Raw genomic sequence first — 23,607 nt, 5'->3', positions numbered from 1 at the left:
CTCCTTCGTCACGAAATAATTATTATATGAATATTTGGGGATCTACGCCCCATTTCTCTATAAACAGCTGTCTCCCTCTGCTGATAATATCAGTCCATCCCTTAGGATGATCTACCTTAAAGCTGGCACTGCCTTCATGATGTATGAAGGCGTCCCCACAGATCAGCAGCCTGTATCCGTGCGCTCTTGCCCGATAGCAGTAATCATCGTCTTCATAATGGCCCGGACTGAATCTCTCATCCAGCTGTCCTACCACTTCGAATGTGCTTCGTTTTATTAGGAAGCAAAGACCTACAATCCGGAAGGATTCCTGCCATTTCGCCGGGTCAGGCAGGTTATAAGCAGCCGCGAACTTATAGAACTCTTCGGGTCCGCTGTAGCTGCACTCTACCTGCTGCTTGCCGCTGGCATAGTTAGTTACCGGGCCCACAATCCCAACATCTTCGGCACTATGCAGTGCGGCCAGGAGATTGGAGAGCCATCCTGGCCCAACAAGGCAATCATTATTAAGCAGCATAAGCTGTTCCCCGCTGGCAATCGACAGCCCTCTGTTACAGGCGGCTGGGAACCCCTCATTCGAGGGTAAAGAAATGAAGGTCAGCCTCTCCCGCACACAGTATTCTGCGGTCCCGTCATTCGAACCGTTATCTACAACGATGATCTCATAGGGTTCAAGAGTATGCTTGCGGATCGACTCTATACATGGAGACAGCAGGTGGAGACCGTTATAGGTTGGGATGATGATACTCGTTAACCCGTTCATACGGAATTCCTCACTTTTGCTAGCTCGGCCCGTCCTTGAGTGGTAAGTCCCAGGCGAGTCCCTCCTCTGCTCATCGCTTCTCCGAGTGCTTCAATATGATCGCCCAGAATCATCCTTGATACCATATTGCCATTCCCGGTATTTCCTGTTCTTACACGATTGTGCTTGATTACATCTACTGCCAGAGGAGCTGTAACTATCAGTCCATGCTGGATGGCCAATGCCTGAGCCTTAGGCGGCACAGCCAGGGGGGCGGTTCCCATGGTCTGAATAGCCCGTCTAGAAAGAGCATGCGGAACAGCGGTTAGAGAATTCGCCTTAAGATCCGGCCGGCCCAGAACAAGATTCAAGAATGATTTGCTGCGGGTGACTTCATCCTGCTTGGAGAATGCAGGCAGCCAAGGAGTAATATTGTTCAGAGCCAGATCAGCTCCCCGATCCACAGCATAGAGGAAAGCGGCAAGTTTCTCAGCCGGGATGACCAAATCCCCGTCTGTGAACAACAGAATATCTCCTTTGGCAGCTGCTGCCCCCAGAGATCGGCCCACATCATGACCTAGACGCTCAGGAAAATGCAGCAAAGTAACTCCCGGATGCTTACGGACTTCCGCGAAGCTTCCATCCTTGCATCCATTAAGAACAACAATGATTTCGCAGAGAGGCAGCTTCGCAAGCTCAGACAATACAGCCGAGATCGTCTTCATTTCATTACATACCGTAACTACGGCTGAGGCGCTGCTTCGAAGCGGAACCGGGATGCCGGGGCGCACACTTCCGGATACTGACGTATATCCTCTACAATACGCTTTTAATATAGGGAGCACACGAGAGAAAGGCATATTCGTTAATCCGGATTGGATATGCCACGTACTGTACGTCATTTGCATATGTGCATCACCTCGTTGTTCCCGGGGGACAACAGTGGCCTGAGTCATTCCAGCCCGGTAGGCCTTAAGATTAAGCCCGCTGTAGGCAGCTTGCCTTTTACGCGGAATTCTTCTTCGGGTACGTGGTCTGGCCTCGAAGCGAGTTCTCGCAACCTTTCTGGATCTTCGTGGCCCCGGTCTGCGGTAACCCGTATGTCTTCGCCGGAATCCTGTATGTCTCCTTCTCATCGGAGCCTCCCCCGCTGACGGCCCATATCGCCATAACCTGCACGTGGACCCAGCTTGTCAACCAGCCAGCTTACAGCCTCCAAATGATCCCCGGTCACAAGGGAAGTGAGTGAATCATTACCCTTAATTTTGGGTCTAGATGCGTTTAATCGTCCTACAGGAACCGGATGAACCAGCTTTATGCCAAGACCCAAAGTCACCGCCATCGCTTGAGCCAGTGGAGGAATCTCCAAAGCAGGAAAGCCGATGATCTCCACTGCGCGGCGGCTTATCGCGTGTGGGACAGCGGTCATCGATGCCCCTTTGAGATCAGGACGTGAAACAAGAGCGTTCAGTGTATGTTTGGCCAGCACCACAGGATGTGCATCCTTACGCTTCACAGGACCGCTGTAATCATTGAGCGCTACATCTGTTCCGGATAACACGGCATCAACAAAGGGTTTAAGATGACGCGCAGCGATCAACATATCCGCATCAATGAAGAGAAGGACCTTACCTTTGGCGGCCTCAGCACCAATACGTCTCCCCACATCGTGTCCGAGCGGATCAGGATAAAAAAGGAGCCGGGCACCATGCTTCCCCGCAATCTCTGCAGTCCCATCCGTCGAACCGTTGGCAACAACGATGATCTCACTGCGCGGGTGCACCCCAGCTGCCTCACGCATCACACCTGCAATGGTACGCCGTTCATTCATCGCGGGAATAATGATGGACACCAGCGGCTGTGGATCATTAACTACATGCCAGATTCGCTTAGTTCTTGATTTCAAACGGGGGGGTCGGCGGCCCCTGTTCATGATCGCCGTCTTCCGCCCACTCTCCATGGTCATCCACCTCCTTGTGACTGAATTGTTCCACGGAATATACCATAGCTTATGTCACACCGAACATCTTGTAACGGCAAACGTACAATTGCCATAGACTGCACGGAGACAAATTGCTGAGGATGATTGTCCGTGTGTCAGCAGATCATTCTCCATATATACAGTCAAAAGGCTGATCGGACACAGATAAGTAGTGTCCAATCAGCCTTTTTGGTCATAGTAAGAGAATATCAAACGCTCCAGCTGTGCATGGTTTTTGACAGCTCAGCACTCATCAGGTCCGCCCAGCGCGCCGCGCAGTGCTGCCATCTGAATTCACTTCTGGCGAGTTCCCTTCCTGCCAGCCCGAATTTCCGCTTCAGCTGTTCATCTCCAAGTATTCGCAGGACGCTTTCTTCAAGCACTTTATCGGCACATCCCTTAGGCAGCAGTATACCTGATTTCTCATGCTGAACAATTTCAGGAATCCCCCCTATCTCAGAGGCAATAACGGGCACCGCCGAAGCCATGGCTTCCAGATTGACCAAGCCAAAGGCTTCATCCTCAAGGGACGGAACAACAACCACATCAGCCAGATTATATAAATCTGCAACACGCGGATAAGGAACATAAGAAAGAAACGAGACGTGTTCATTCAACGGCTCAGCCAGCTTCCTCAAGCTTCTTACATAAGCCGTATCACGATTCACTCCGTAAAAGGCACTTCCTACTATGAGGGCGAGTGCTCTCTTCTCCTTTGCCACAATTCCGGGCAGCGCTGCCAGCAGCCGGTGAATTCCCTTTCCCTGAAGCAGGCGGCCAACAAAAAGGATGATTTTACGGTTCTCCCAGCCATAATCAGATAGCCTTGCACGTCTTTGCGCCTCACCTGCAGGTGTCCAGCGCGGAGTGAAGTCTTCCAGGCTAACACCTAGCGGATTAACATGTACTGGAGTCCTCAGTTTAGGGAATCGGCGCAGCACCTCATCACGCAGATACCAACTGTTCACAATAATTCCGTCCACACTCCCCAGCATCAGACGCGCCTTGCTCTCTGGAAGACAGGATGGGCTGATGAAGGTCGTGGAGTGGAGCGTCAGATTAACCCGGATATGAGGCAAATGCCTCTTCAGCCCGTAAGCAATTGCAGGACGGTTATGCACATCGGCCGTGTCCGGCATCCAATTCTTTAGATGACGCAGAATGCCTGGCAAATATGCGGCACCTCCTGGAATACGATAACAGGGCACTGTCCCGAGCATACCCTTGGCCGGCAGGTGGCCTCCCGATCTGCTGAACACCCGTATATCGAAATTATCGGGTACCAGGGGCATTGTCTTCTCAATGACGCGCTCTACGGAACTGCTCCGCCCTGAAGGAATGACAAATACCCCCGGCGTTATTACGGCCACCTTTTGCTGAACTGACAACTTAAGTCCCTCCCCTATCCGGTTTTCACAATCTTAATATATTGGGATATCCGAGCAGTTGTGACACAGTCCCAAAACAGGCTTCTGCCTCGGCACAGTCGTCCATTCCTTTTAAGAGTCTATACATAGACTGACAGAAGACACTTTTAGAACAGGGACTCACCGAAGATGAAGAGGAGGACCGGGCATGAGCTATAGATATGTGGGTATTCTGCTTAATGCTGCGATGTACCGCGGTATACCTAGGCGAAAAACCGGACAGGAATCACTCTCGAACTATGAAGAAGCGGCAGCAGAATTCGGCTTGATCCCTGTGTTTATCCATATCGGCGATATCAATATCCGCAAGGGCCGAACAGCTGCCTACATTTATCGAAACCATCAATATGAGCAGGTGTCCATGCCCATACCTGATGTCATTCATAACCGCGCAATATTTCAGGAAAAATCCGCCCAGCGGAAAATCGAGGCCCTTATTTCCAAGGGAATAGATGTCTTCAACGTGAATAATCGTTATGGCAAAGATGTAATACATCGTCTGCTGTCGGCCGACCCTTACCTAAGAAGCAGCCTGCCTGATACAGCCGTGTTCTCCTACCCGGCCCTTCGCCGTTTCATGGAACTTCATGACGATCTAATCCTTAAACCATGCCGGGGTACGGTCGGAAGAGGGATCATACGATTACATCGTGACAAGTCCGGGTGGAGAATCACTTATCCCTCATCTATGCGCAACCCAACATGGATTAAGCAGAAGCTTAGGGGAGGCGAACTACCTTCTTATGTACAACAGTACCTGCACCGAGTCCCCTATCTTATTCAAGAACGGATTCCACTCGCAGAAAGTAAGGGCCGTTCCTTCGATTTTCGTGTTTCTGTGCAGCGGGGAATGACAGGAGAGTGGGCAGTAACCGGCATGTTCGCCAAAAAATCTCCGCCTGGTATATTTATCTCCAATCTGGCGGGAGGAGGAAAAGCTTACCCCGTACCTGAAATTCTGTCCGAGGTGATGCCCCCTTCTCAGACCTCCAGAGTTATGGATCAAGTGGAACATTTGGCCTTGACTACAGCTAATTACTTATCTCTTAAGCTGCCGCTTCTTGCCGATCTCGGACTCGATATTGGAGTCACTGAAGATGGCCGAATCTATTTCATCGAATGCAACGGACGTGATCAGCGGTACGGTTTCAACAAGGCTGGAATGCATAATACTTGGAAGGCATCCTATCGTGAACCTATGGCTTTCGCCTGGTACCTATATAACCGTAGGGAATGAATGATGCCGATGCCGTATTCTCACAGGAACATAACCCTTGGCAGCAAAAAAGACGGGCGCTCCGTAAACCGGACTGCACGTCTTTTATCTTTTACATCCGGGTCAGCAATCAAGGGCAAAATTCCGCAGAATCAGGACTTGATTAAATAGCCATCACCAAATGTGAATTCATTTCTCATGCTGCCATCAGAAATATCTATGGTAACTGGAAAATACTTTGCCGCTTTATCCGAACCGAACCAGATCCTCCCCACCGCCGCAAGAATGATAAGTCCTTCTTCGTCACCTAGTGGAGTGAATGTCGGACTTGCTGACTTATACACCTGAAGATCATACTTACCTCTCAGCATTTCAGATATCGCCGTTACGTCTTGGGTGGGAAGGCCTATTTCGCTTATATTCTTAATATCCACAGCTGTGAAGAGGGCAGTATCTTCATCCTTCAAATCATGCCTGGCAATGAATTCAACGATATTTCCCACAGGATCATTGAAGTAAATCGAATCGGAATTCCAATTCTCGTTATGCTCTATCTCTTGCCCGTTGACCGAATACACAGATACGCCCTTTTGCTTCAGCCAGTTCAGCGCCTGCTCACACTTCTGTTCAGGGATGTTATACGCAAAATGATAATACGGAGACTCATATTGATAATAGGAACGTGTAAAAGTAAGTATCGACTCGCCTGCCTTCAGCGAGATGACGTCCTCTGTCTCTTTTAGAACAGTCTGTTCAAGTACTCCATGATAAAAAGATTTGATGGCTCCGATCGAACCAGTCAGCAGTTCCAAGAGTGCTGACTCTACATATTCCCGGTAAGTTCCTCTGTTGAACATCTAAATAGGTGTACCGAAAAAACGCCGGAATCTCCAAAAGGGGATTCTGGGCGTTTAACTCACAAGAGAGGAGCGACCCGTTCAAGTCGCTCCTCTCTCTATTCCCTCACCCAAATTATGAGGGTGAGTCTTGGGCTCTGAGTATGCTGCTACTCCTAGGCCAAACCCAGCGGAGGGCCCGGAATCGTCTTGTAGAAGCGAAGCGGTCGCCTTTGCCCCCGGATTTCTACCGCTATGAGAAGTTCAAATCAGGAAATCCGGGGGCAACAGCGATCAGAAAGACGATCCGGGCACGCAGCGACCAGGATGCTCCGATGGAACAGTCTAAAGCTGTAGACTCATATCCGAACTGAAATGCACAAACCAACCATAGTTCCTAATTCTCAATATTTTGCTGCCTAAATCCGATAAACTATATAGAAGCACATTATCAATGATGACTGTTACGAAAACGCAAACTTATCGAAAGGTAAGGACGCAAAGCCACAGGCCAGAACAAAATGGCGGCTGGGTTGCCGAAAACAGCAATTATCTTAATGATAGGAGAATTTGCTGTATGATCAATGAGCTGGGTCTATCAGAAATGAGCTACGAAACCTTAGTTAAAGCCTACCAAAATGCGCTTAGACTGGAGCTGAATCAAGAATTCCTTCAGCTGCTTGAAGAGGAGATCAGACGTAGAAATACCCACACAGAAAGCGATCCATCCACATCACTGTAATTGTAAATGCGGACACCGGTGCTGGAGTTCTCTCAGAAAGGCTTTCTGGTCAAGGGGAGAAATCTGGATGTACTCGTACCTGCTATAATGAATTTCAATCCGGTGAATGGAGGTTGCCGTGCTCGCCACCCATGAGCGAACGGGCTTGGCTTTGCTGATGCTTTCGAGAGGAATTGATTTGGAAGCTGGACCTGTGCGTACAATCAATTCCTTCTCATTAATTACATAATATGTTGATATCCACAGATCATCAACAAGATGATACTGGACCAAATAACTATAGATAGAAACGGATCTCTTCTAGTCTTGAATTCATGCAATCCTCCTTCTTATCCCCCTTGTCCTCCTAATCCCACCCGCTTTCAGCCGTAATACGACTGCCTTCAACATACACTATTTTCCATATAGTCATCAAATATCTCTGAATCAAAATACGGGTTAAAGGTTGATTTCAAGCAGGTTCTATGTCAATATAAGCTTTGTCTTATCTGTTTGTAAGGAGGATGCCCCAATGGCAAAAAAAGTGATGAGGCTGATGACCGAGCTTTCCTCCCGGAAATGGATCTCTCAAATTATGGGCCACTTTTCCCATTCCGGATTCAGCCGTCACATCATTCCCACATTTGCGAGAACCTATAATATTCCGCTGCACGAAGCGGAGAAAGATATTAATGAATACCGGTCCCTGAATGAATTCTTCTCCCGCCGCCTGAAAGCGGGGATGCGTATGATACCTGATGCTCCAGATGCCCTGATCAGCCCCGTAGATGGCCTGATTACCGGTATGGGGCCAGTCAATACAGGTGTAATCCCGGGGGTTAAGGGTCAGGACTATTCCTTGGCTGAACTTCTGGGCCATTCTCCACATATGGAGACCTATAAGAACGGATTCTTCTTCGTGCTCTACCTCAGCCCGACGAACTATCATCGTATTCACGCTCCAGTTACGGGTCAGAAAGTAGAGAGCGAGCATCTGAAGGGCCGGGTATATCCGGTCAATGATTTTGGACTGACTCATATGAAGGGCGTTCTAAGCCGGAATGAACGGCTGATTACCTACATCTCCCATGAACTGGGTGAGGTGGCCGTCGTGAAGGTGGGGGCCATGAATGTCAGCAGTATCAAATATACAGATGACAGCGCAAATTCCTGGAATCGCGGAGATGACATGGCTTACTTTGAATTTGGCTCAACAGTTGTCCTGTTGACGGAGAACGGGACCTTTGAGCCTTTGCCAGATCTGGCTATAGGCACACCGGTGAAGCTTGGCACATTGCTGGGAAGATTCTACCGGAATTAGTGATCATACACGCCGAGAAGCAATAAGTAGCGAAATGTTAAAAAGAACGACTCCAGACGAACAATGAGCAGCCTCGAATGAGGCTGCTCATTTATTTTTTATTTCTCGGACAATTTACCGATCTCCTGCTCATTCAGGGCTTGGTTGTAGAACTGAACATCATCCATACGCCCCCCGAAATAAGCATCCGCTGCAAATCGGCTTTTCCCGAGATAGGCATCGGCCGCCTTTAGCTCCTTCGGATTAAAGCTCATATCCGTATTTGTGGCCGCAAGCTTGCCATTCACATACAGCTTGCCTGTACTGCCCTCCAGGGTCACCGCCACGTGACTCCATTCATTCTTTGGCAGCGGCGCGGCTGACAGCAGGCTTTGATCTGTGCCCTGTTCATGAATGGTGAATTGAAGCACGCCGCTATACTGGGAGGGAGTAAGGAACATGAAGGAATCCATCCCATTGCCAATATCGAAAATGCGCTGCCAGTCTCCTCCCCCAGACCAATTCACCCACGCGGCAAAAGTAAAGTCCTCTGCATCGGCAAGAGCTCCAGTCAGCTGCACATAGCCATCCTTCCCGCTAAAGTTAAGAGAACCGCTCTTCGCATCATTCGAGTCAATCGCATCGTTCGCATCCCAGCTTACTCCCCCGGTCAGCTTGCCATGGTAAGCATTTGCCGAGCTGTCCTGAATAAGATTGCCCTTATCTTCGTCCATGGAATAGCTGGCTACCAGCGGACCTTCGCTTTGCTGAAGCACCACTACCTGCAGCTTCTTCTCGGCCTTGGCTTTGCCTTTAGTAATGGTAGCCGTCAAGGTCACTGTGGCATTTCCGGATCCAGCCGCCGGCCGATTCACAGCCCCGCTGGCAGAGATTACATCCGGAGCCGAGGAGGTCCAGGCAATTGCGGCGCCTTCTGTGCCTGAAGCAGGAAGAGTAAGATTATTATAGATGCCGCTGGTATCACCCAGGCTAAGATCCTTTTGGACAGCCTCTACAATTTGCTTATCACTCCGGTTCATGACCTGGCTGCCCCAGATCGATTCACCCTTGTTCGACAAGGCGCTGAAAGTGAGCACATTCTGCTGACTATCCGGATTCCATTGATAGGTAAATACACCGCTGTAAGTGACTCCTTTTAGCGTAATTTCCGCTTTATTGCTGCTGGTAATCTTCCATTTACCCGTGGCATCACCGGTAATTCCGCCTTTCTTATCCAGCGTGATGGAGATCGATTCCTTTATAGCCGAAGTGATCTCCTTCCCATGATTAATGAACTTATATTCACCTGCGATATCATTCTTGTTGATAGACTTGGCGGTGAGCTTATCGCTCGCCTCCCCAGCATACCGATACGGGGCAACTACCGGCCAGCCGTTCGCATTCATATACATTTCATGGACGCGAATTTCATGTTCCTCTCCTCTTTGCGGGAATCGGGAGTGGAAGATCAGGTAGTACTTTCCCGTCTTGCTGTCATAATAGGCCGAGTTATGCCCTGGTGAGACATAGCCGGTTCCTATTCCCTGTCCCGGATCACCGATCTCCCGTTTGAACAGGTAATTCCCCATCAGCTTGACCCCATAAGGCTCCACCGATCTGTCATCAAAGAGCGGCAGACTTGGATTCGCCTTCGCTTGAAGCATGTCATTCCCATCAGCATCCAGGAATGGACCATCCGGTGTCTTCGAGCGAGCTACGCGCATATTGTACCCGCCATTTGCATCCAGGCCGCCAAACGACAGGAATAAGTAATAATAATCCGTCTGAGGGCTGTAAAGCATATAAGGTCCTTCAATCCGGCTGTGATTGCCGCCGGTCAGCTTCTTGCCATAACCCTGATCCGGCAATGGCTTGCCGGTCTTGGGGTCCATTCTAAGAATGAAAATCCCTCCCGAGTAGGAGCCGTACACCATCCAGAGCTTTCCGTCTTTATCGAAAAAGACATCAGGATCAACGACGTTCGGATGCTTCGTCGCATCATAAATGGTTCCGTCCGCCCCTGCCTCGCCCCACATGCCTGATTTCAGAATAATTCCAAGGTCCTTATACGGCCCCTCCACGTTATCCGCTACCGCCACACCCAGGGCTGAACGGGGAGAATCTCCTTTACAGGCGTTGTAATACATATAGAATTTCCCATCTGCAAGCTGGATCACGTCTGGCGCCCACAAAGTATCCGATTGTGCCCAGGAAAGGGTATCCCTAAGCTCCTCGGTTACGTTCGGAATCAGCTTATTGCCATCCTTCACCCCCGAAGCAATCATGTCCCATTTCATGAAATCCTTAGTTTTGGCTGCAGCCAAATGAGATCCGAATACGTAAAAGGTATCCCCCACCTTGATAACGGAGGGGTCATGTACAGAAGCATCTTGAAAGATTGGAGCTTGTGATGGCTTCTTCGCTGTAATCTGGGCTGGCGTCTCCGCGGCCACTGCCTGCGCTGAACTAATCAATGCCGGCTCCGGTAGAAGAACGGCTGTGGTTAATAGGGCGGTCATACCTGCGGCCAAAGTTACTTTACGCACTTTCTTTTTCTTCATATTGTTCTCCTTTCATGTGGAAGACGAATTTCAGGAAACCAGAAAATTAAAGCGCTTTCTTATTTAGTTTAAATAAAACTAAATAAATTCATATTTATATACAAACAGTATCCACATTCACCGATTCAATGTCAATACACCTGATTTATTTTATATAAATTTAAAATTAAGTAACCCAACCATAGATTTTGACCCTAAAAAAAGACTGCCGGGATCTCCCAGACAGCCTCTTGACAGCACTCAGGTGCCGAATATGTGATTGACTTGACATACTTAAGTATGAGTATTAGAACCAGAATTCTTCACGTTCAGCAGCTGGCCGAACCCGGCGCATACGATTCCGAAAAATGCTGCAACCTTGAGAAAAGCTCCCTCTGCTGCGCATCCGCCGTCTTCTGCTCATAAGTGACACCTCCTCCCTCTACATAAAAGTACCATAAATACCCATTACCCAGCTACTTTTCTCTTGAAACAGGGATCTCAAAATATTTTTACCGGATCTCCGATGGACTCTTGCCCGTATACTGCTTGAACTGGCGGCTGAAGAAGAAGATGTCCCGGTAACCCAGCGCATCTGCCACTTCCGTCACATTCATACCGGCATGCAGCAGAAGGTGCTGGGCACGGTCAATTCTGCACTTGATAATATAGGATTGAACGGAGGCCCCCGTCAGTTCCTTGAACTTGATCGAGAAATACCTGGCTGATAGGCCGGCTCTTGCAGCCAGGTCTTCAACCCGATGAGGCAGTCCGGGATGCTGAAGCACGTAGTTGGCCACCTCATGGATGACTTCGGTCAGCTGATTGCTGACCTTTCTCTCCACCGGCTTCTCCCGTTCCTCGCGAAGCAGGTAGATCATCAGCTGCTTCAGGATCAGGCGTGCTTCCTCCTCGGCCGCATAGGCTTTGATCAGGAAGAGACGCACATAACGGGACAGCATATATTCGAAATCGAGTGTATCTTCAAGTACCCGGTAAGCTCCCGGCACCTCGGATACGGGCTCGTCAACATCAAAATGAATGTAAGTCAGCACCAATGGCTTTTGCGGATTATGCGTTGCACTCGTATGATCTCCCGGGCGGAACAGGAAGCAGCTTCCCCGGGTAACCGGAATTGGACGGCCGTTCAGAACCACGGTTCCCTCGCCGCTCCATACGTAGAACAAATCGTAATTCTCCAGCGGTTTCTCCCGCTTCTGCCATTTCCAGCCGGGCTCACAGACGATTTTGGCAAAGGCAGGCTTCAGCACAAATGAAGATGTAGAAGCGTGAAGCATGACATTCCCCCTCTGAATAATGACATTCTCTTGCTTGCAGCTTTCCTTATATTAATTATACCTTGTATTGAGCTTTTCTTGTACAAGCCGCCAGGATTTCATTAGCCGCTCGATCCCCTCGTCGAGTTCGTTCGTCTGCAAATGGGCAAAGGAGAAGCAGGCCGCAGGCGGAGCAGGGGCCTGCCCGTATGTACGGGCATCTCTGAAATCCACGCCATTCTGTACAGACAGCTCGCACAGCAGCTGAAATTCCTCCTCAGAGCGGAGCCACAGCGCATAGATATGCAGCCCGGCATCCGCAGGCAGCGCACGGAACAACTGAGGCAGTTCACCCTCAGACAAGAGGCTGCGAAGCGTATCATGCCTAGCATGGTAGATTCTGCGCATCCGGCGAAGGTGTCGGTCATACTCGCCCCGGGTCATGAAGCGAGCGAGCGCCCGCTGCTCCAGCACAGCCGGCGGGGTCGGCTCATACAGCGCCTTGGCGCAGCGCATCGGTGTGATCAAGCTTGGCGGCAGCACGGCATAGCCGATTCGCAGCGAAGCGAACATCGTGTTCGTGAACGAACCGACGTAGACGACACGCTCATCCTTGTCGAGCGCCTTGAGCGGCTCAAGCGGCCGCCCGCCCCAGCGGAACTCGCTGTCATAATCATCTTCGATGATGACAGCTTCCTTCCGGCGGGCCCAGGCCAGCAGCTCCTGCCTCCGCGCCGAAGACAATACGGCGCCGGTCGGGAACTGCCTGCCCGGCGTAACGAAGAGCAGCCGCGCCTGCCAGTCCTGCGGCACAATCCCGCTGCCGTCAAGGGCAGCCTGCAGCGGCCTGCCGCCGCAGGCGCGAACGGCCTTGACGATCCCGTGATACCCGGGATCTTCCACCACGGCCGGCTCTCCTTCCCCCAGCAGCAGCTGGGTCAGGAGAGCAATGGCCTGCATGGAGCCGCTGAAGAGGCAGATTTGCGCAGGCTCCGCGGCAATTCCGCGGCTCCTGCGCAAATGGGCAGCTATCGCAGCCCGCAGGCTTTCATCCCCGAACGGGTTATCGGGGATGAGGTCCTCGCCGGCCGCAGCCTCCCTGCCGGCAAAGGCAAGCGCGCTTCTCCACTCGGCGTGCGGGAAATGCCGCATGTCCCCTCCGCCTCCCGAGAAGGAGAGGTGGCTGGCCGGGCTGGCCGGGCTGGCCCCCTTCCCGCCTATGCGCCCCCGTTCCTGGGTGGCTGCATCCCGCTTACTCCATGCCCCCGTCTGACTTAAGTCCCAATCCACCATTCGCTGACCCCAAGAGGATATAGGCAGCTCAGCCTGAGCGGCTGTTCTTTTCGTCACCTCTGTCATGAAAGGCGCCACATAGGTGCCCCGTCCTACCTCTGGCAGCACATATCCTTCGGCAAGAAGCATATCGTAGGCCTGGGCTACACTGCCTCTGGATATCCCGTACAACTGCGCGAGTTCACGACTTGAGGGCAGTCTCGTGCCGCCAGGCAGTGTTCCCTCATGAATAGCGAATCGAAGTGCATGATAGAGTGCCAGATATTTATAGCGGTACTGCTGCAGGCACGTTTCCCAGGGAAGCACCATTTCCAAGGTCATCAGCCTCTCTTTACTTAGGATGAAATCCGTATTTAGCATTGGACCAATAATTTTAATGTAAATTGGTTCTTTTTATATGTCAATTTCAGTTTTATGCTGTATATCAACATCAACATGGAACAGCGTCAATGATTCTATTTATTTATTTCAAGGGGGATTCAGATGAGACGGAAAGAATTCGCAGTAACCGAGGAGCAGGAAATTGAACAATTCCTGTTCTCGCAGAGCTTTGGGTTTCTGGGTACCACGGATCAAGATGGGTGGAGCCGGGTCACCCCGCTTAATTTTGCATACGGACAAGGCGTCTTCTATTTCCATGGGAGTCTGGCTGGCGAGAAAATGAAACATCTCAAAGCCGATAACCGGGTCAGCTTCACGGTGGCGGAGGAATTCGCACGAATTCCTTCTTACTACACAGATCCGGTTAAGGCTTGTCCGGCAACGGCTTTTTTCAAGAGTGTAATGGTGAAGGGCAGAGCCGAGAAGATTACGGATCTCACCGAGAAGGCTGAAGCTCTGACCTTATTTATGAAGAAGCTGCAGCCAGAAGGAGGTTATACCCCCATTGATGCTTCAGACCCGGCTTATGTCGGTGAGCTAAAGGCGGTATCTGTCGTTCGAATCATTCCTGAACATATGTCCGCCAAGTTCAAATTTGGACAAAATATGACCGAAGACAAACGCAATCAGATTGCACAAGGACTCACGGAACGCAATCAAGGCAAAGATATGGAGACGGTACGCTTGATGACACAAATTTGTCCTTTTCATACGGAATAAGAGCCTTTTTAGTCCGTGACGGTTCCGTAGATAGGATGTTATAATGTTAGGCAGTAAAAACCGGAACTATGGAATCCAAACAGACTGGAAGGATGAACACGCGATGAACCCACTTGCCGAACAGTTAAACGAGAATATTAAAGCTGGTAATGCCAATGTGTACGAGGTACTCTCGACACTTGGTAGAGAAATCTACTTCCCTAAGGAAGGCATCCTCAGCCAATCGGCCGAAGCTACAGCGAATGCCAAGAAATATAATGCGACCATCGGAATCGCGACCGAGAACGGCGGCCCGATGCACCTGTCGGTATTTCAAGAATCGCTGTCGGAATTCAATCCGAAGGACCTGTATCCTTATGCCCCTCCGGCTGGTAAGCCCGAGCTTCGTAAGGTATGGCGCAGCAAGATGCTTCAAGAGAACCCTTCACTCGAAGGAAAGAGCTTTGGCAACCCTGTTGTAACGAACGCTCTTACTCACGGGCTCAGCATAGTTGCAGATCTCTTTGTGGGCGAAGGAGACGCGGTAATTTATCCAGACAAGAACTGGGAGAACTATGAATTGACCTTCGGAATCCGCCGTCACGGTCAAATCGTGAACTACCCGCTTTTTACAGAGCAAATGACCTTTAACAGTGCAGGTCTGCGTGAAGCCTTGCTGTCACAGAAGGACAAAGGCAAGGCTGTCGTAATTCTGAACTTCCCTAACAACCCGACCGGTTATACCCCGGGGGAAGCAGAAGGCAAGGAAATTGTGGACGCTCTGTACGAAGCCGCCGAAGCTGGCATCAATGTGGTTGTTGTTACTGATGATGCTTACTTTGGTCTGTTCTTTGAAGACTCCATGCATGAATCCTTGTTCGGCAAGCTGGCGGGACTGCACCCTCGCATCCTTCCTGTCAAAATTGACGGAGCCACCAAAGAAGAATACGTCTGGGGCTTCCGCGTAGGCTTCATTACCTTCGCCAGTGATAATCAGGAGGTACTCTCCGCACTGGAGCAGAAGACTTTGGGTATTATCCGGGCAACAATTTCAAGCGGGTCTCATCCTTCACAGACTTTTGTCCTTGAGGCTCTCAAGTCTCCAGAGTTCGGATCGCAGAAAGAAGAGAAATTTGCAGTAATGAAAGGCCGGGCCAACAAAGTCAAGTCCCTCCTGGACAGCGGCAAATACGGAGATGTCTGGGATTACTATCCGTTTAACTCCGGTTACTTCATGTGTCTTAAGCTGAAAGATGTCTCTGCCGAGAGTCTTCGTCAGCATCTGATTCATAAGTATGGTGTCGGCACCATTGCTCTGGGAGACCATGATTTGCGTGTAGCCTTCTCCTGTATCGCTGAAGAGAATCTGGAGGAGCTATTCGACCTCATCTATCAGGCAGTTCAAGACCTGCAGCAATCTTAGGCCTACCAGGCACCGGCCCAAGCACAGAACCCATCCCTGTCATAATATACCGTGTACCTATACACAACGCAGGGAAAGGGGATTAATTTTCATGGGTGAAGTTAAAGAAGCAAGAGGCGGTTACAGCGGATTGGGTGGTGGATTCACAAGCACCGGGGCAATTTTGGTCCTGTTCATTCTGCTTGTTATCATCAGCCGTACCATTCTGCTCTAAATAGGCTCGAGATAATAATAAAGGCTGCGCCCTCAGGATCATGCTGAGGGCGCAGCCTTTTTTAGTATTCAGATAGATATGGGATGAACTAGAAATGAATGAACTTGGATTCCGAAGAATGTTTATCGTCTTACGAAATCAATTCCTCGATTTGTAGTTCAATCCAAGCTGCTGTTCATCAATCTTCTTCTTCCGCTTTCCAGCTGCGAGCAAACCGGCTCCTTAGCAGAACCACCATTATAATTCCGGCCGCAAGGCTGAACAACAGCATCATCGGTTCGGTGTAACCCAGTATAAGCATGGGCAGCCACATGATCACAGCCAGACCCGTTTGAATCCGGAACATAAGCCGCAGGGCTGCCTCAATATGGGCCCCTTCTGGTAGCGGATAGAATGAGGCAGCCGGAGAATCACGGTGATACTGCCGTAGAGTGCTGAGCTGCATGCCAGCAGCAAACAGGAAGAACAGATAGATAATTGGCCCCCAGAGGGAATTCCCTGTCCACCATACCAGCACCATCGAGAGCAGGGTCAACCTGACAATAATCCCCAGCAGTTCGCTGCGGACAAAGGTCTTAATGAGCAGATAGCGGAAAGCCGCCTCTTGCCCCCACGGAACTGTATTCCCGAAACTGGACAACCAGCGGCGGGGATATACCTTTTGCCCTTCGGCAGGTACATCGACGAACCAGCCAAGCAGGAGCATCACTCGTGAAGCTTGTGACTTCTCCGTCGCAATCAGGGTTTCCCACGGAACTTGATGCTTGACGGCCAATCGAAGGGATAGTACATAATTGATCCCTACCAGAATGGTGAAGAGTGTACTTCGAAGAGGTGACTGCCAAATCCATGCCGCCAGCATAAGAATCACAAGACACCAGCGCAGAACGCGGTATCCGCTTCTGGCCCTTGCTGAGCTCATTCGCAGTTCCTGCCATCCGCCATAAGCGCTGATGATCTTCAGTACAATAAGCACAAGAACCATCAGCCAGAGCGGCTTCGGATCCGGGCTGCTGCGAACATACAGCGGCCATACGGCGATAAGAAGAATGAAGAGCCCAATCAGCTTATAAATAACCCCGCTGCGGTAACCCGGGACGAAATAAGGCTTCATCCTGTATTCCTGAGGCAGCAGGAAAGTAAGGTCTGCTGGCTGCAAATAGGTTCTAAAGCTGGCATATACCGTGAGCGGAGCAAGCAGGATTAACATAATCCAGCGAATTGGGAGCTCGGGTGGGATATGCTTCAGAAATGAAGTGTACCACGCAGCAAAAGCAATGAACAGGATAAAGGTGAGTACGGCCACACCGCTCTGCACGACATAAGGGAAGTACGGGATGATCTTCCCCCAGAAGGCCGCTTTCCGGCGGCTGCGGAGTGTTCTTACATCCACGGCCTTACTCGCCACCCTTCACAAGTGCATAGAAGATATTTTCGAGCGACGCTCCCGGTGCGTTCGCTTGCTGTGCAATTTCACCCAGCGTCCCCTGTGCAACTACGGCTCCCCGGTGAAGAACTATGAATCTGTCGCAGTAATTCTCAATCGTTGACAGAATATGAGAGCTGAGCAAGATCGACGCCCCGCTCTGTTTCATTTCCAGCATGAAATCCAGCAGTGAACGAATACCCAGCGGATCAAGCCCCAGAAAAGGCTCATCGATGACATAGAGCGGCGGACGTGCCACGAAGGCACTCATGATCATCACCTTCTGCTTCATCCCCTTGGATAAATGCATGGACAGGCTGTCCGCTTTCTCCCTCATATGGAATAGGTCCAAGAGCCTCTCCGACCGCTCACGGTAAGCTTCCGGCTCCACGCCATATGCCCTGGCCGTGAACTCCAGATGCTCACGTACGGTCAATTCTTCATAAAGAAGTGGTGATTCTGGTACGAAAGCGAGCGAAGACTGATAAATTTGCGGCGCTTCATCCCTTGTCTTCCCCTGCACCAAGACTACACCTTTGTGAGGTGTCATTAGGCCAAGTATGTGCTTCATGGTCGTACTTTTACCCGCTCCGTTCAGACCGATCAGACCGACCATTTCACCCGGCTTCACATCAAAGTTAATATTGTGAAGCACGGGCTTGCCAAGGCTGTAGCCTCCGCTAAGCTCCTCAATCTGCAGTACAGGTGTTTGTTCCAAGCATGGCTCCCCCTTTACCAAATCAATTCAAATGCCGAACATTCCAACCCCTATGAGCGGGGAGGCTGCTTATCCTTAAGCCACTTCGGCGCACCTTTATTCTTGCGGTCCCGGTGCCGATCAAGCTTCCGTTCGCTGGCCTTCGATTCACTGCGGCTAACTCTTCCAGCTTCTTCTGTTCCGCGGCTGGTTGAACCGTTCTTAGCCTTATTGTCATGACTGCCTGCAAGTCTGCCGCCACGATCTGTACGCGGTCTTCCGGCAGAGCTTGTTCTTGCTATTCCGGCTTCACGAGGCTCAACGATACGCCCGCCATATAAGGCCCGCTGCTGGAACTCTATGCCAAGCTCCTTCGCGAACTTGCGTATAATAAATTCCTCACGAGGGGTAACAAGAGAGATTGCTAGTCCCTTGCGTCCCATTCTGCCTGTCCGTCCTGAGCGGTGCACATAATGTTCCGAATCTATCGGTGGGTCGTAGTTGATAATAAGGCCCAAATCCTCAATGTCCAAACCTCTGGCGGCTACATCACTAGCAATCAGCAGCTGGATGCTGCCTTCCCGGAACCGCCGAAGCACCAGACTTCTAGTCGTCTTGTCCGCATCTCCATACAGAGCTTGTGCATGCAGACCTACGAAGTTCATCTTGGCTTCTACCTCACCGATATCCTGAGTGTTGTTAACAAACACGATAGCTTTTGGTGCATTATAGGTGCGGACAATACGCCGCAGGGTATCAATTTTCTCCCGTTCCTCAGCGATAAAATACACATGCTCCAGCGTCTTGGACGTACGCTGCTCGGGTTCGATTCCGATCTCTGCCGGGTCCTTCATCTCCCGATAGGCCAAGCTTCGGATCTCCGGACTGACCGTCGCCGATAAGAAGAGAAGCTGCCGGTCCCGAAGCGCTGCCCGGATAATGTGCTCCACATCCCCGGAGCCGCCCAGCTGAAACACCTGGTCAACCTCGTCCACGACAAGGGTTTTGACCTCGTGCATCTTAAGTTTCTTCACTGCCAGCAATTCCTTGATCCGTCCTGGTGTTCCTACAACAAGCTGCGGATGCAGCTTCAGCTTCTCAATCTGCCGCCCAATTGCCGCTCCGCCAATCAGAGATTGAGCTTGGATGCCCAGTGATTCGCCATAGCGCTGGCTTTCCCGCAGAATTTGCATAGCCAACTCCTGGGTTGGCGCAAGGATCAACGCCTGCGGCGACTTGATGGCCGGATCAATTCGCTGCAGAATAGGCAGCAGATAGGCCAAGGTTTTTCCGGTTCCCGTCTGTGACTGGGCGAGTACGTCTCTGCCCTCAAGAATGGCAGGAATCGTCTCAGCTTGTACCGGAGACGGTTCTGTAATCCCATATTCGGCCAAGTTTGAGGTTAACGCTTCATTTACGCCGATCGAGGGAAATGTATTTATTGTCATGTAAGTATCATCCTTTATGATAAAGTCATTTAAGCATATGCAGCTACCGAAATGCGCGATATTTCCATTATATGCGAAACCCTCGATACCAACAAATCAAGATACAAAAAAAGCCGACTTCACCTGGAAATCGGCCATTTATTTAATCAACTTTGTTCAACTCAACCCGCCTTATTCTCTCTAAGCTGGAACTGGTTCACCAGCTGCAGCAGCGAGCTCGTAATAGATTCTACGTTACCGGTTGTGCTTCTTACCTGCTGCATATCCCTGCTGAGAAGCTGGACAGTATCCTCAACCTCCGTAGAGATCTTCCGGTTCTCTATGCTGACCGCGGCGATCTTCTCCATCAAACTGACCATTTCATCCACCACCTGAGTCTTCAAAGAGTCGGAAGCTCCGGCCTGCTTAAGAATCTGTGCCGCTGTCGCGACTAGCTGTGTTCCTTCTTCCACGACCCGGGAGCCCTCCTCCATCGTCTGGAACGACTCTTCCGCTTTCTCATCAATCCGTTTCAGGGTCTCACTTATACTTGCAGTCGAACGGCTTGTCAGCTCTGCAAGCTTGCGGATCTCTCCAGCTACCACGGCAAATCCCCTGCCGTGTTCTCCCACTCTAGCCGCCTCAATCGAAGCATTGAGCGAGAGGAGATTCGTCTGGGTTGAAATTTCCTCAATCACCTTCAGCATGCTTGCAATTTCCTGGGTTGTCTCGGCAAAATTGCGCAGGGTCCGATTCGTCTCTTCTACCTTGAGATGAATGTGCTGCATCTTGTCCCCGATCCGGACAACTTCGTTCTGCGCGACTGCGATTTGTTCGGAAGCCTGCTGCTCCAGCTCCTTCAGGGTACCACTCATATGCAAGGATACATCCTTGGCCATATCAATATCCGCCAGCTGACGCCGGATCCCTTTGAGCATATCGTCGACTTTGCTACCAGCCACCTCTGTCGACTCTTCGGTGGAAGCAGCTGAAGCATGCAGCAGATTCTGACTCAGCCGCACATCATCTGCGGCACGCCTGATGTGAAGCATGATTCCTTCAAGACTATCGATCATGTTATTGATCCATTTTGCCATTTCTCCGGTCTCGTCCTGTGGAAAACTACCGATATCCAGGCGTTTCGTCAGGTCGCCTTTACCCTCCGCATTAATTCGGATGAATCGGTTCAATCTTCTTAGATGCGAGGCGGCTTGTAAGGTTTGTCTGCGCTCGATCCAGTAGACTCCTGCAGCGCCATACAGCCCATTCATGACTAAGAAGGCGGCTGCCGAGATCAAAGGATGTGTCCCTCCTCCTAACAGGAATGACATCATCACATTCATTAGCACAAAGCCTATGATCAACCTAAGATGCATCACTTTAACCTTCCAGTGCAGGCTGCGTACCCTATATACCTCCTCCAGATCCCCTTCACACATCATGCCCCACAAATCTGGACAGTGAGGGAGCTTGAAGGTAATCCCCTTTCCAATTACAGGGATATGCCTATAATCCGAATAGCCCGGAAATTCCACAAACAGATTACTGCCATTTGCGATGGTTCCTGCAACTCCCGGATGAAGTTGACCAGTTGCAGGATCCACGAAGATGAGTTCCAATTCGGTATGATTCTGTACCTGTACCACCCCGAACTCGGTCTTCACCCCCTCCTTCAGATTATCTCCGTGAGTAAAGGTTAGATCCTCAAATCTACTGCGGGAAAGAGCTGTCCCCGGTTCAATATCACTGCGCAGGCCCGGCTTGGCCATAAATAAATAATTGTCACCTGAATCGGGATAGATATGTCCGGATTCTCGCTGAATCAGATCCCCCAGTACATCATTCGGTACACGCCCACACAGTAGGCCAAGCAGGACGCCCTCTTCTATCACCGGGTGCATGAACATAAGTGTCATTTCATCATGAAAGCGTGAAGTGCTGGGACCTATTTGCAGCGTAAGCGGGTCAGCATAGGGGCCAACCAGACATTTGTCTCCCTGATTGATCCGTTTAAAAGCCTCAGATAGTACGCTGTGGGTTAGCAAATTCTTGCCTATATTATTACTATATGTGGAGATAATCACTTCTCCGCTCGGATCAATCAGACTAATCTCTGAGAAATCCTTGGCGCGATTATGGCATGAAGTGAACAAATCTTCAAAGTGATATGCTCCCTTCGCTGCTAGCTCCGTAAAACCGGCAGTCCTGAGCTGATCCTCCAGCCGCGCCAAGTGTCCCCAATAATCATTAGCCCACGCTTCAAGAAGATCCTTTCGAGTAGAGGCTATTCCTTCAAAAATTTGTTCAACGTCTTCTTTAATCCCCCGATTAATCTGGTAGGATAACCAAAGCGGTAGTCCTTTTCGGAATCCAAGCCAATCAAACATGCCAGCCCCTATACATAACATATTATGTAATATAACATGACAAGTATATTTTTGATTCATTTTACCCTAAGAACTGGAATAGTTCAATCCATTTATAGGTATTTTTGCCCAACTGCATTACCGAGCCTGTGAGGAACTACCTGGTTTAATCTCACGAACAGCCCATTTTATTTAGTAAATAAAAAAAAGACCCGCTGGAGCGTTTCCTTCCGCTCACGGATCTTTACTAGGGGTGTTCTCAAAAAAAGCCTCCCCCCTCCCTGCATAGGAGTAAGAAGACTTTGTATGCTTATTTCTTATTTAAAAGTTTGTAGCTGAGCCTGTCTGCCAGGCGGGGGAACAACTGATATAACTTGGTTCCAACCCCTGCGAACCACGGCAGATCCACTTCAACTTTATGCTTCTCAATAACCGAGACGATAGCTGACGCCACCTTCTCCGGCTTCATCATGAACCATTTCACATTCTCCACGTAACCGCCGCTTGGATCTGCAAGATCAAAAAAAGGCGTATCGATCGGCCCCGGATTGACCGTGGATACCGTTATTCCGTATTCCTTCACTTCTTGTCTCAACGCGCTGCTGAATCCAAGGACCGCATGTTTGGTTGCTGTATAAGCGGTGGATTTGGAGGTACCCACCTTACCTGCCATCGAAGCAATATTCACAATTTGACCCATGCCTGCTTTCTTCATGAAAGGCAGCACGGCTTTGGTACACCGAACGATCCCCATATAGTTCACATTCATCATATCCACAAATTCCTGAACGGGCATTTCATCACAGTACTCAAATTTGCCATAGCCGGCATTATTCAGAAGTACATCAATTCGACCATAGGAATCTATAATCTGCTTAAATCCCCTTGTCACCTCAGCATCACTGCTGACATCCAGAGGGATAATTTCATGCCGCCCTTGTAGTGAAGCACTAACAGCCTCAAGCTTGTCCAATGAACGAGCGGCAAGAATCACGGTGGCTCCATGTTCAGACAGCATTCTTGATGTCAAGGCTCCAATTCCACTTGACGCTCCTGTCACAACGATCACTTTATCTCTAAGCAAGATCTACCCGCATCCTTTCCCCGTTCGGCGGTCTATCTCCGTATCTGGAACCCCCCGTTCCACTGCCGCCGTAACTGGTTCTATTCTACGAGATCATGACTTGAATATCCACTTCGCCTACACCACTGATGGTAAGTGGAATAAACAGCGCTTTGGAAGTAGCACTATCAACAACACTCTGTGATTTAATGACTTTCGGAGGAGTAATGTCTACGGTGAAACCTTGATTTGACAGTATAGTACTCGCGTTGCCGCTGATCATATTGCCTAGCTCTGAAATGGCGCTTGTTCCCATTTCATCCATCTCTGTGATCACAAATCCACCCATCATGAGAGAAACGATCCTTAAAGCGACATCCTCCTGAAGTCCGAAGACCACATTGCCGCTAAGCTGCCCCGTCATGCCCACCTGAATCCATATGTGGTTATCAATATGAACAACATCCTTAATTCCTAGACTTCCGGCGGAAGGTGAAATTTGGATCACTTGTTCAATTACAAGCTTCGCGGATTCTAAAAAAGGATTGATCACTTCTGCCTTCACATAAATGCGCCCC

22 protein-coding genes and 1 riboswitch are annotated in these 23,607 nt (G+C 50.1%); of the genes, 7 read left to right on the top strand and 15 right to left on the bottom strand.

Annotated features, from left to right (window positions below):
- Positions 1-22: 22 nt before the first annotated feature.
- The 4 genes from EJP77_RS15640 to EJP77_RS15625 all read right to left on the bottom strand — a co-directional run bounded on the left by EJP77_RS15640 (position 23) and on the right by EJP77_RS15625 (position 4,111).
- Entirely contained in the window at positions 23-763 is a 741-nt protein-coding gene (locus EJP77_RS15640; protein WP_127200177.1) for a glycosyltransferase family 2 protein, read from the bottom strand.
- Positions 760-1,878, bottom strand: coding sequence for a glycosyltransferase family 2 protein (locus tag EJP77_RS15635; RefSeq protein ID WP_246021908.1), 1,119 nt, complete (start codon positions 1,876-1,878; stop codon positions 760-762). The genes EJP77_RS15640 and EJP77_RS15635 overlap by 4 nt, the downstream gene beginning before the upstream one ends.
- Positions 1,875-2,702, bottom strand: a complete 828-nt coding sequence (locus tag EJP77_RS15630) for a glycosyltransferase family 2 protein (protein ID WP_342773027.1) — start codon at positions 2,700-2,702, stop codon at positions 1,875-1,877. Before EJP77_RS15630 ends, EJP77_RS15635 begins: the two co-directional genes overlap by 4 nt.
- 230 nt (positions 2,703-2,932) lie before the next feature.
- Positions 2,933-4,111 (bottom strand): glycosyltransferase family 4 protein, encoded by a 1,179-nt coding sequence (locus EJP77_RS15625; protein WP_246021907.1) that lies wholly within the window; start codon positions 4,109-4,111, stop codon positions 2,933-2,935.
- 187 nt (positions 4,112-4,298) lie between these two features.
- On the opposite strand from EJP77_RS15625, the gene EJP77_RS15620 reads away from it, so the two are divergent.
- Entirely contained in the window at positions 4,299-5,387 is a 1,089-nt protein-coding gene (locus tag EJP77_RS15620; protein ID WP_127200175.1) for a YheC/YheD family endospore coat-associated protein, read from the top strand.
- A 131-nt stretch (positions 5,388-5,518) separates the two neighbouring features.
- On the opposite strand, the gene EJP77_RS15615 is transcribed toward EJP77_RS15620, so the two are convergent.
- Positions 5,519-6,223: a VOC family protein gene (locus EJP77_RS15615; protein WP_127200174.1), complete on the bottom strand. Its 705-nt coding sequence runs from the start codon at positions 6,221-6,223 to the stop codon at positions 5,519-5,521.
- Positions 6,224-6,366: 143 nt separating this feature from the next.
- Between EJP77_RS15615 and EJP77_RS15610 the strand changes: the two genes are divergently transcribed.
- Both EJP77_RS15610 and sda read left to right on the top strand, forming a co-directional pair.
- Positions 6,367-6,576, top strand: a complete 210-nt coding sequence (locus EJP77_RS15610) for a hypothetical protein (RefSeq protein WP_127200173.1) — start codon at positions 6,367-6,369, stop codon at positions 6,574-6,576.
- Positions 6,577-6,665: 89 nt separating this feature from the next.
- A riboswitch (cyclic di-GMP riboswitch) is annotated at positions 6,666-6,743 on the top strand.
- Between the two features lie 36 nt (positions 6,744-6,779).
- Positions 6,780-6,944 (top strand): sporulation histidine kinase inhibitor Sda, encoded by a 165-nt coding sequence (gene sda, locus EJP77_RS15605; protein ID WP_185897370.1) that lies wholly within the window; start codon positions 6,780-6,782, stop codon positions 6,942-6,944.
- Here sda and EJP77_RS21090 read toward each other — a convergent pair.
- Entirely contained in the window at positions 6,936-7,217 is a 282-nt protein-coding gene (locus tag EJP77_RS21090; RefSeq protein WP_425464256.1) for a PH domain-containing protein, read from the bottom strand. The two genes, sda and EJP77_RS21090, sit on opposite strands and share 9 nt — an antisense overlap.
- Positions 7,218-7,455: 238 nt before the next feature.
- Here EJP77_RS21090 and asd point away from each other — a divergent pair, with 238 nt between their 5' ends.
- A complete protein-coding gene (gene asd, locus EJP77_RS15595; protein WP_127200172.1) occupies positions 7,456-8,244 on the top strand; it encodes an archaetidylserine decarboxylase in 789 nt (262 codons plus the stop codon).
- Between the two features lie 98 nt (positions 8,245-8,342).
- Here asd and abnB read toward each other — a convergent pair whose 3' ends face one another.
- From abnB to pdxR, 3 genes are all read right to left on the bottom strand, one after another.
- The gene (gene abnB, locus EJP77_RS15590) at positions 8,343-10,784 is read right to left on the bottom strand and encodes an arabinan endo-1,5-alpha-L-arabinosidase AbnB (protein WP_127200171.1); all 2,442 of its coding nucleotides are present in this window, start codon (positions 10,782-10,784) and stop codon (positions 8,343-8,345) included.
- A 491-nt stretch (positions 10,785-11,275) separates the two neighbouring features.
- Positions 11,276-12,061 carry a helix-turn-helix domain-containing protein gene (locus tag EJP77_RS15585; protein WP_127200170.1) on the bottom strand — a complete coding sequence of 262 codons (786 nt, stop codon included), beginning with the start codon at positions 12,059-12,061 and terminating at the stop codon, positions 11,276-11,278.
- 51 nt (positions 12,062-12,112) lie between these two features.
- The gene (pdxR, locus tag EJP77_RS15580) at positions 12,113-13,654 is read right to left on the bottom strand and encodes a MocR-like pyridoxine biosynthesis transcription factor PdxR (protein WP_246021906.1); all 1,542 of its coding nucleotides are present in this window, start codon (positions 13,652-13,654) and stop codon (positions 12,113-12,115) included.
- A 162-nt stretch (positions 13,655-13,816) separates the two neighbouring features.
- On the opposite strand from pdxR, the gene EJP77_RS15575 reads away from it, so the two are divergent.
- From EJP77_RS15575 to EJP77_RS20790, 3 genes are all read left to right on the top strand, one after another.
- Positions 13,817-14,434 carry a pyridoxamine 5'-phosphate oxidase family protein gene (locus EJP77_RS15575; RefSeq protein WP_127200169.1) on the top strand — a complete coding sequence of 206 codons (618 nt, stop codon included), beginning with the start codon at positions 13,817-13,819 and terminating at the stop codon, positions 14,432-14,434.
- A 103-nt stretch (positions 14,435-14,537) separates the two neighbouring features.
- Positions 14,538-15,836, top strand: a complete 1,299-nt coding sequence (locus EJP77_RS15570) for an aminotransferase class I/II-fold pyridoxal phosphate-dependent enzyme (protein ID WP_127200244.1) — start codon at positions 14,538-14,540, stop codon at positions 15,834-15,836.
- A gap of 91 nt (positions 15,837-15,927) precedes the next feature.
- Positions 15,928-16,050 carry a YjcZ family sporulation protein gene (locus EJP77_RS20790; protein WP_221886018.1) on the top strand — a complete coding sequence of 41 codons (123 nt, stop codon included), beginning with the start codon at positions 15,928-15,930 and terminating at the stop codon, positions 16,048-16,050.
- Between the two features lie 178 nt (positions 16,051-16,228).
- On the opposite strand, the gene EJP77_RS15565 is transcribed toward EJP77_RS20790, so the two are convergent.
- The 6 genes from EJP77_RS15565 to EJP77_RS15540 all read right to left on the bottom strand — a co-directional run bounded on the left by EJP77_RS15565 (position 16,229) and on the right by EJP77_RS15540 (position 23,594).
- On the bottom strand, positions 16,229-17,443 hold the full coding sequence (locus tag EJP77_RS15565; RefSeq protein WP_127200168.1) for an ABC transporter permease: 1,215 nt from the start codon (positions 17,441-17,443) through the stop codon (positions 16,229-16,231).
- A 4-nt stretch (positions 17,444-17,447) separates the two neighbouring features.
- Positions 17,448-18,194 carry an ABC transporter ATP-binding protein gene (locus tag EJP77_RS15560; protein ID WP_127200167.1) on the bottom strand — a complete coding sequence of 249 codons (747 nt, stop codon included), beginning with the start codon at positions 18,192-18,194 and terminating at the stop codon, positions 17,448-17,450.
- 50 nt (positions 18,195-18,244) lie between these two features.
- Complete coding sequence (locus EJP77_RS15555; protein ID WP_127200166.1) at positions 18,245-19,621, bottom strand: DEAD/DEAH box helicase; 1,377 nt, start codon at positions 19,619-19,621, stop codon at positions 18,245-18,247.
- Between the two features lie 161 nt (positions 19,622-19,782).
- Positions 19,783-21,987 (bottom strand): methyl-accepting chemotaxis protein, encoded by a 2,205-nt coding sequence (locus EJP77_RS15550; RefSeq protein ID WP_127200165.1) that lies wholly within the window; start codon positions 21,985-21,987, stop codon positions 19,783-19,785.
- Between the two features lie 289 nt (positions 21,988-22,276).
- Positions 22,277-23,053 (bottom strand): SDR family NAD(P)-dependent oxidoreductase, encoded by a 777-nt coding sequence (locus EJP77_RS15545; protein ID WP_127200164.1) that lies wholly within the window; start codon positions 23,051-23,053, stop codon positions 22,277-22,279.
- 82 nt (positions 23,054-23,135) lie between these two features.
- Positions 23,136-23,594 carry a chemotaxis protein CheX gene (locus tag EJP77_RS15540; protein ID WP_127200163.1) on the bottom strand — a complete coding sequence of 153 codons (459 nt, stop codon included), beginning with the start codon at positions 23,592-23,594 and terminating at the stop codon, positions 23,136-23,138.
- Positions 23,595-23,607 lie beyond the last annotated feature (13 nt).

The sequence above is a fragment of the Paenibacillus zeisoli genome, assembly GCF_003994465.1.
In the GTDB taxonomy this organism is placed as follows: domain Bacteria; phylum Bacillota; class Bacilli; order Paenibacillales; family Paenibacillaceae; genus Fontibacillus; species Fontibacillus zeisoli.
The sequence above is the reverse complement of the archived record's forward strand: the minus strand, read 5'-3'. Positions and strand labels throughout refer to the sequence as shown.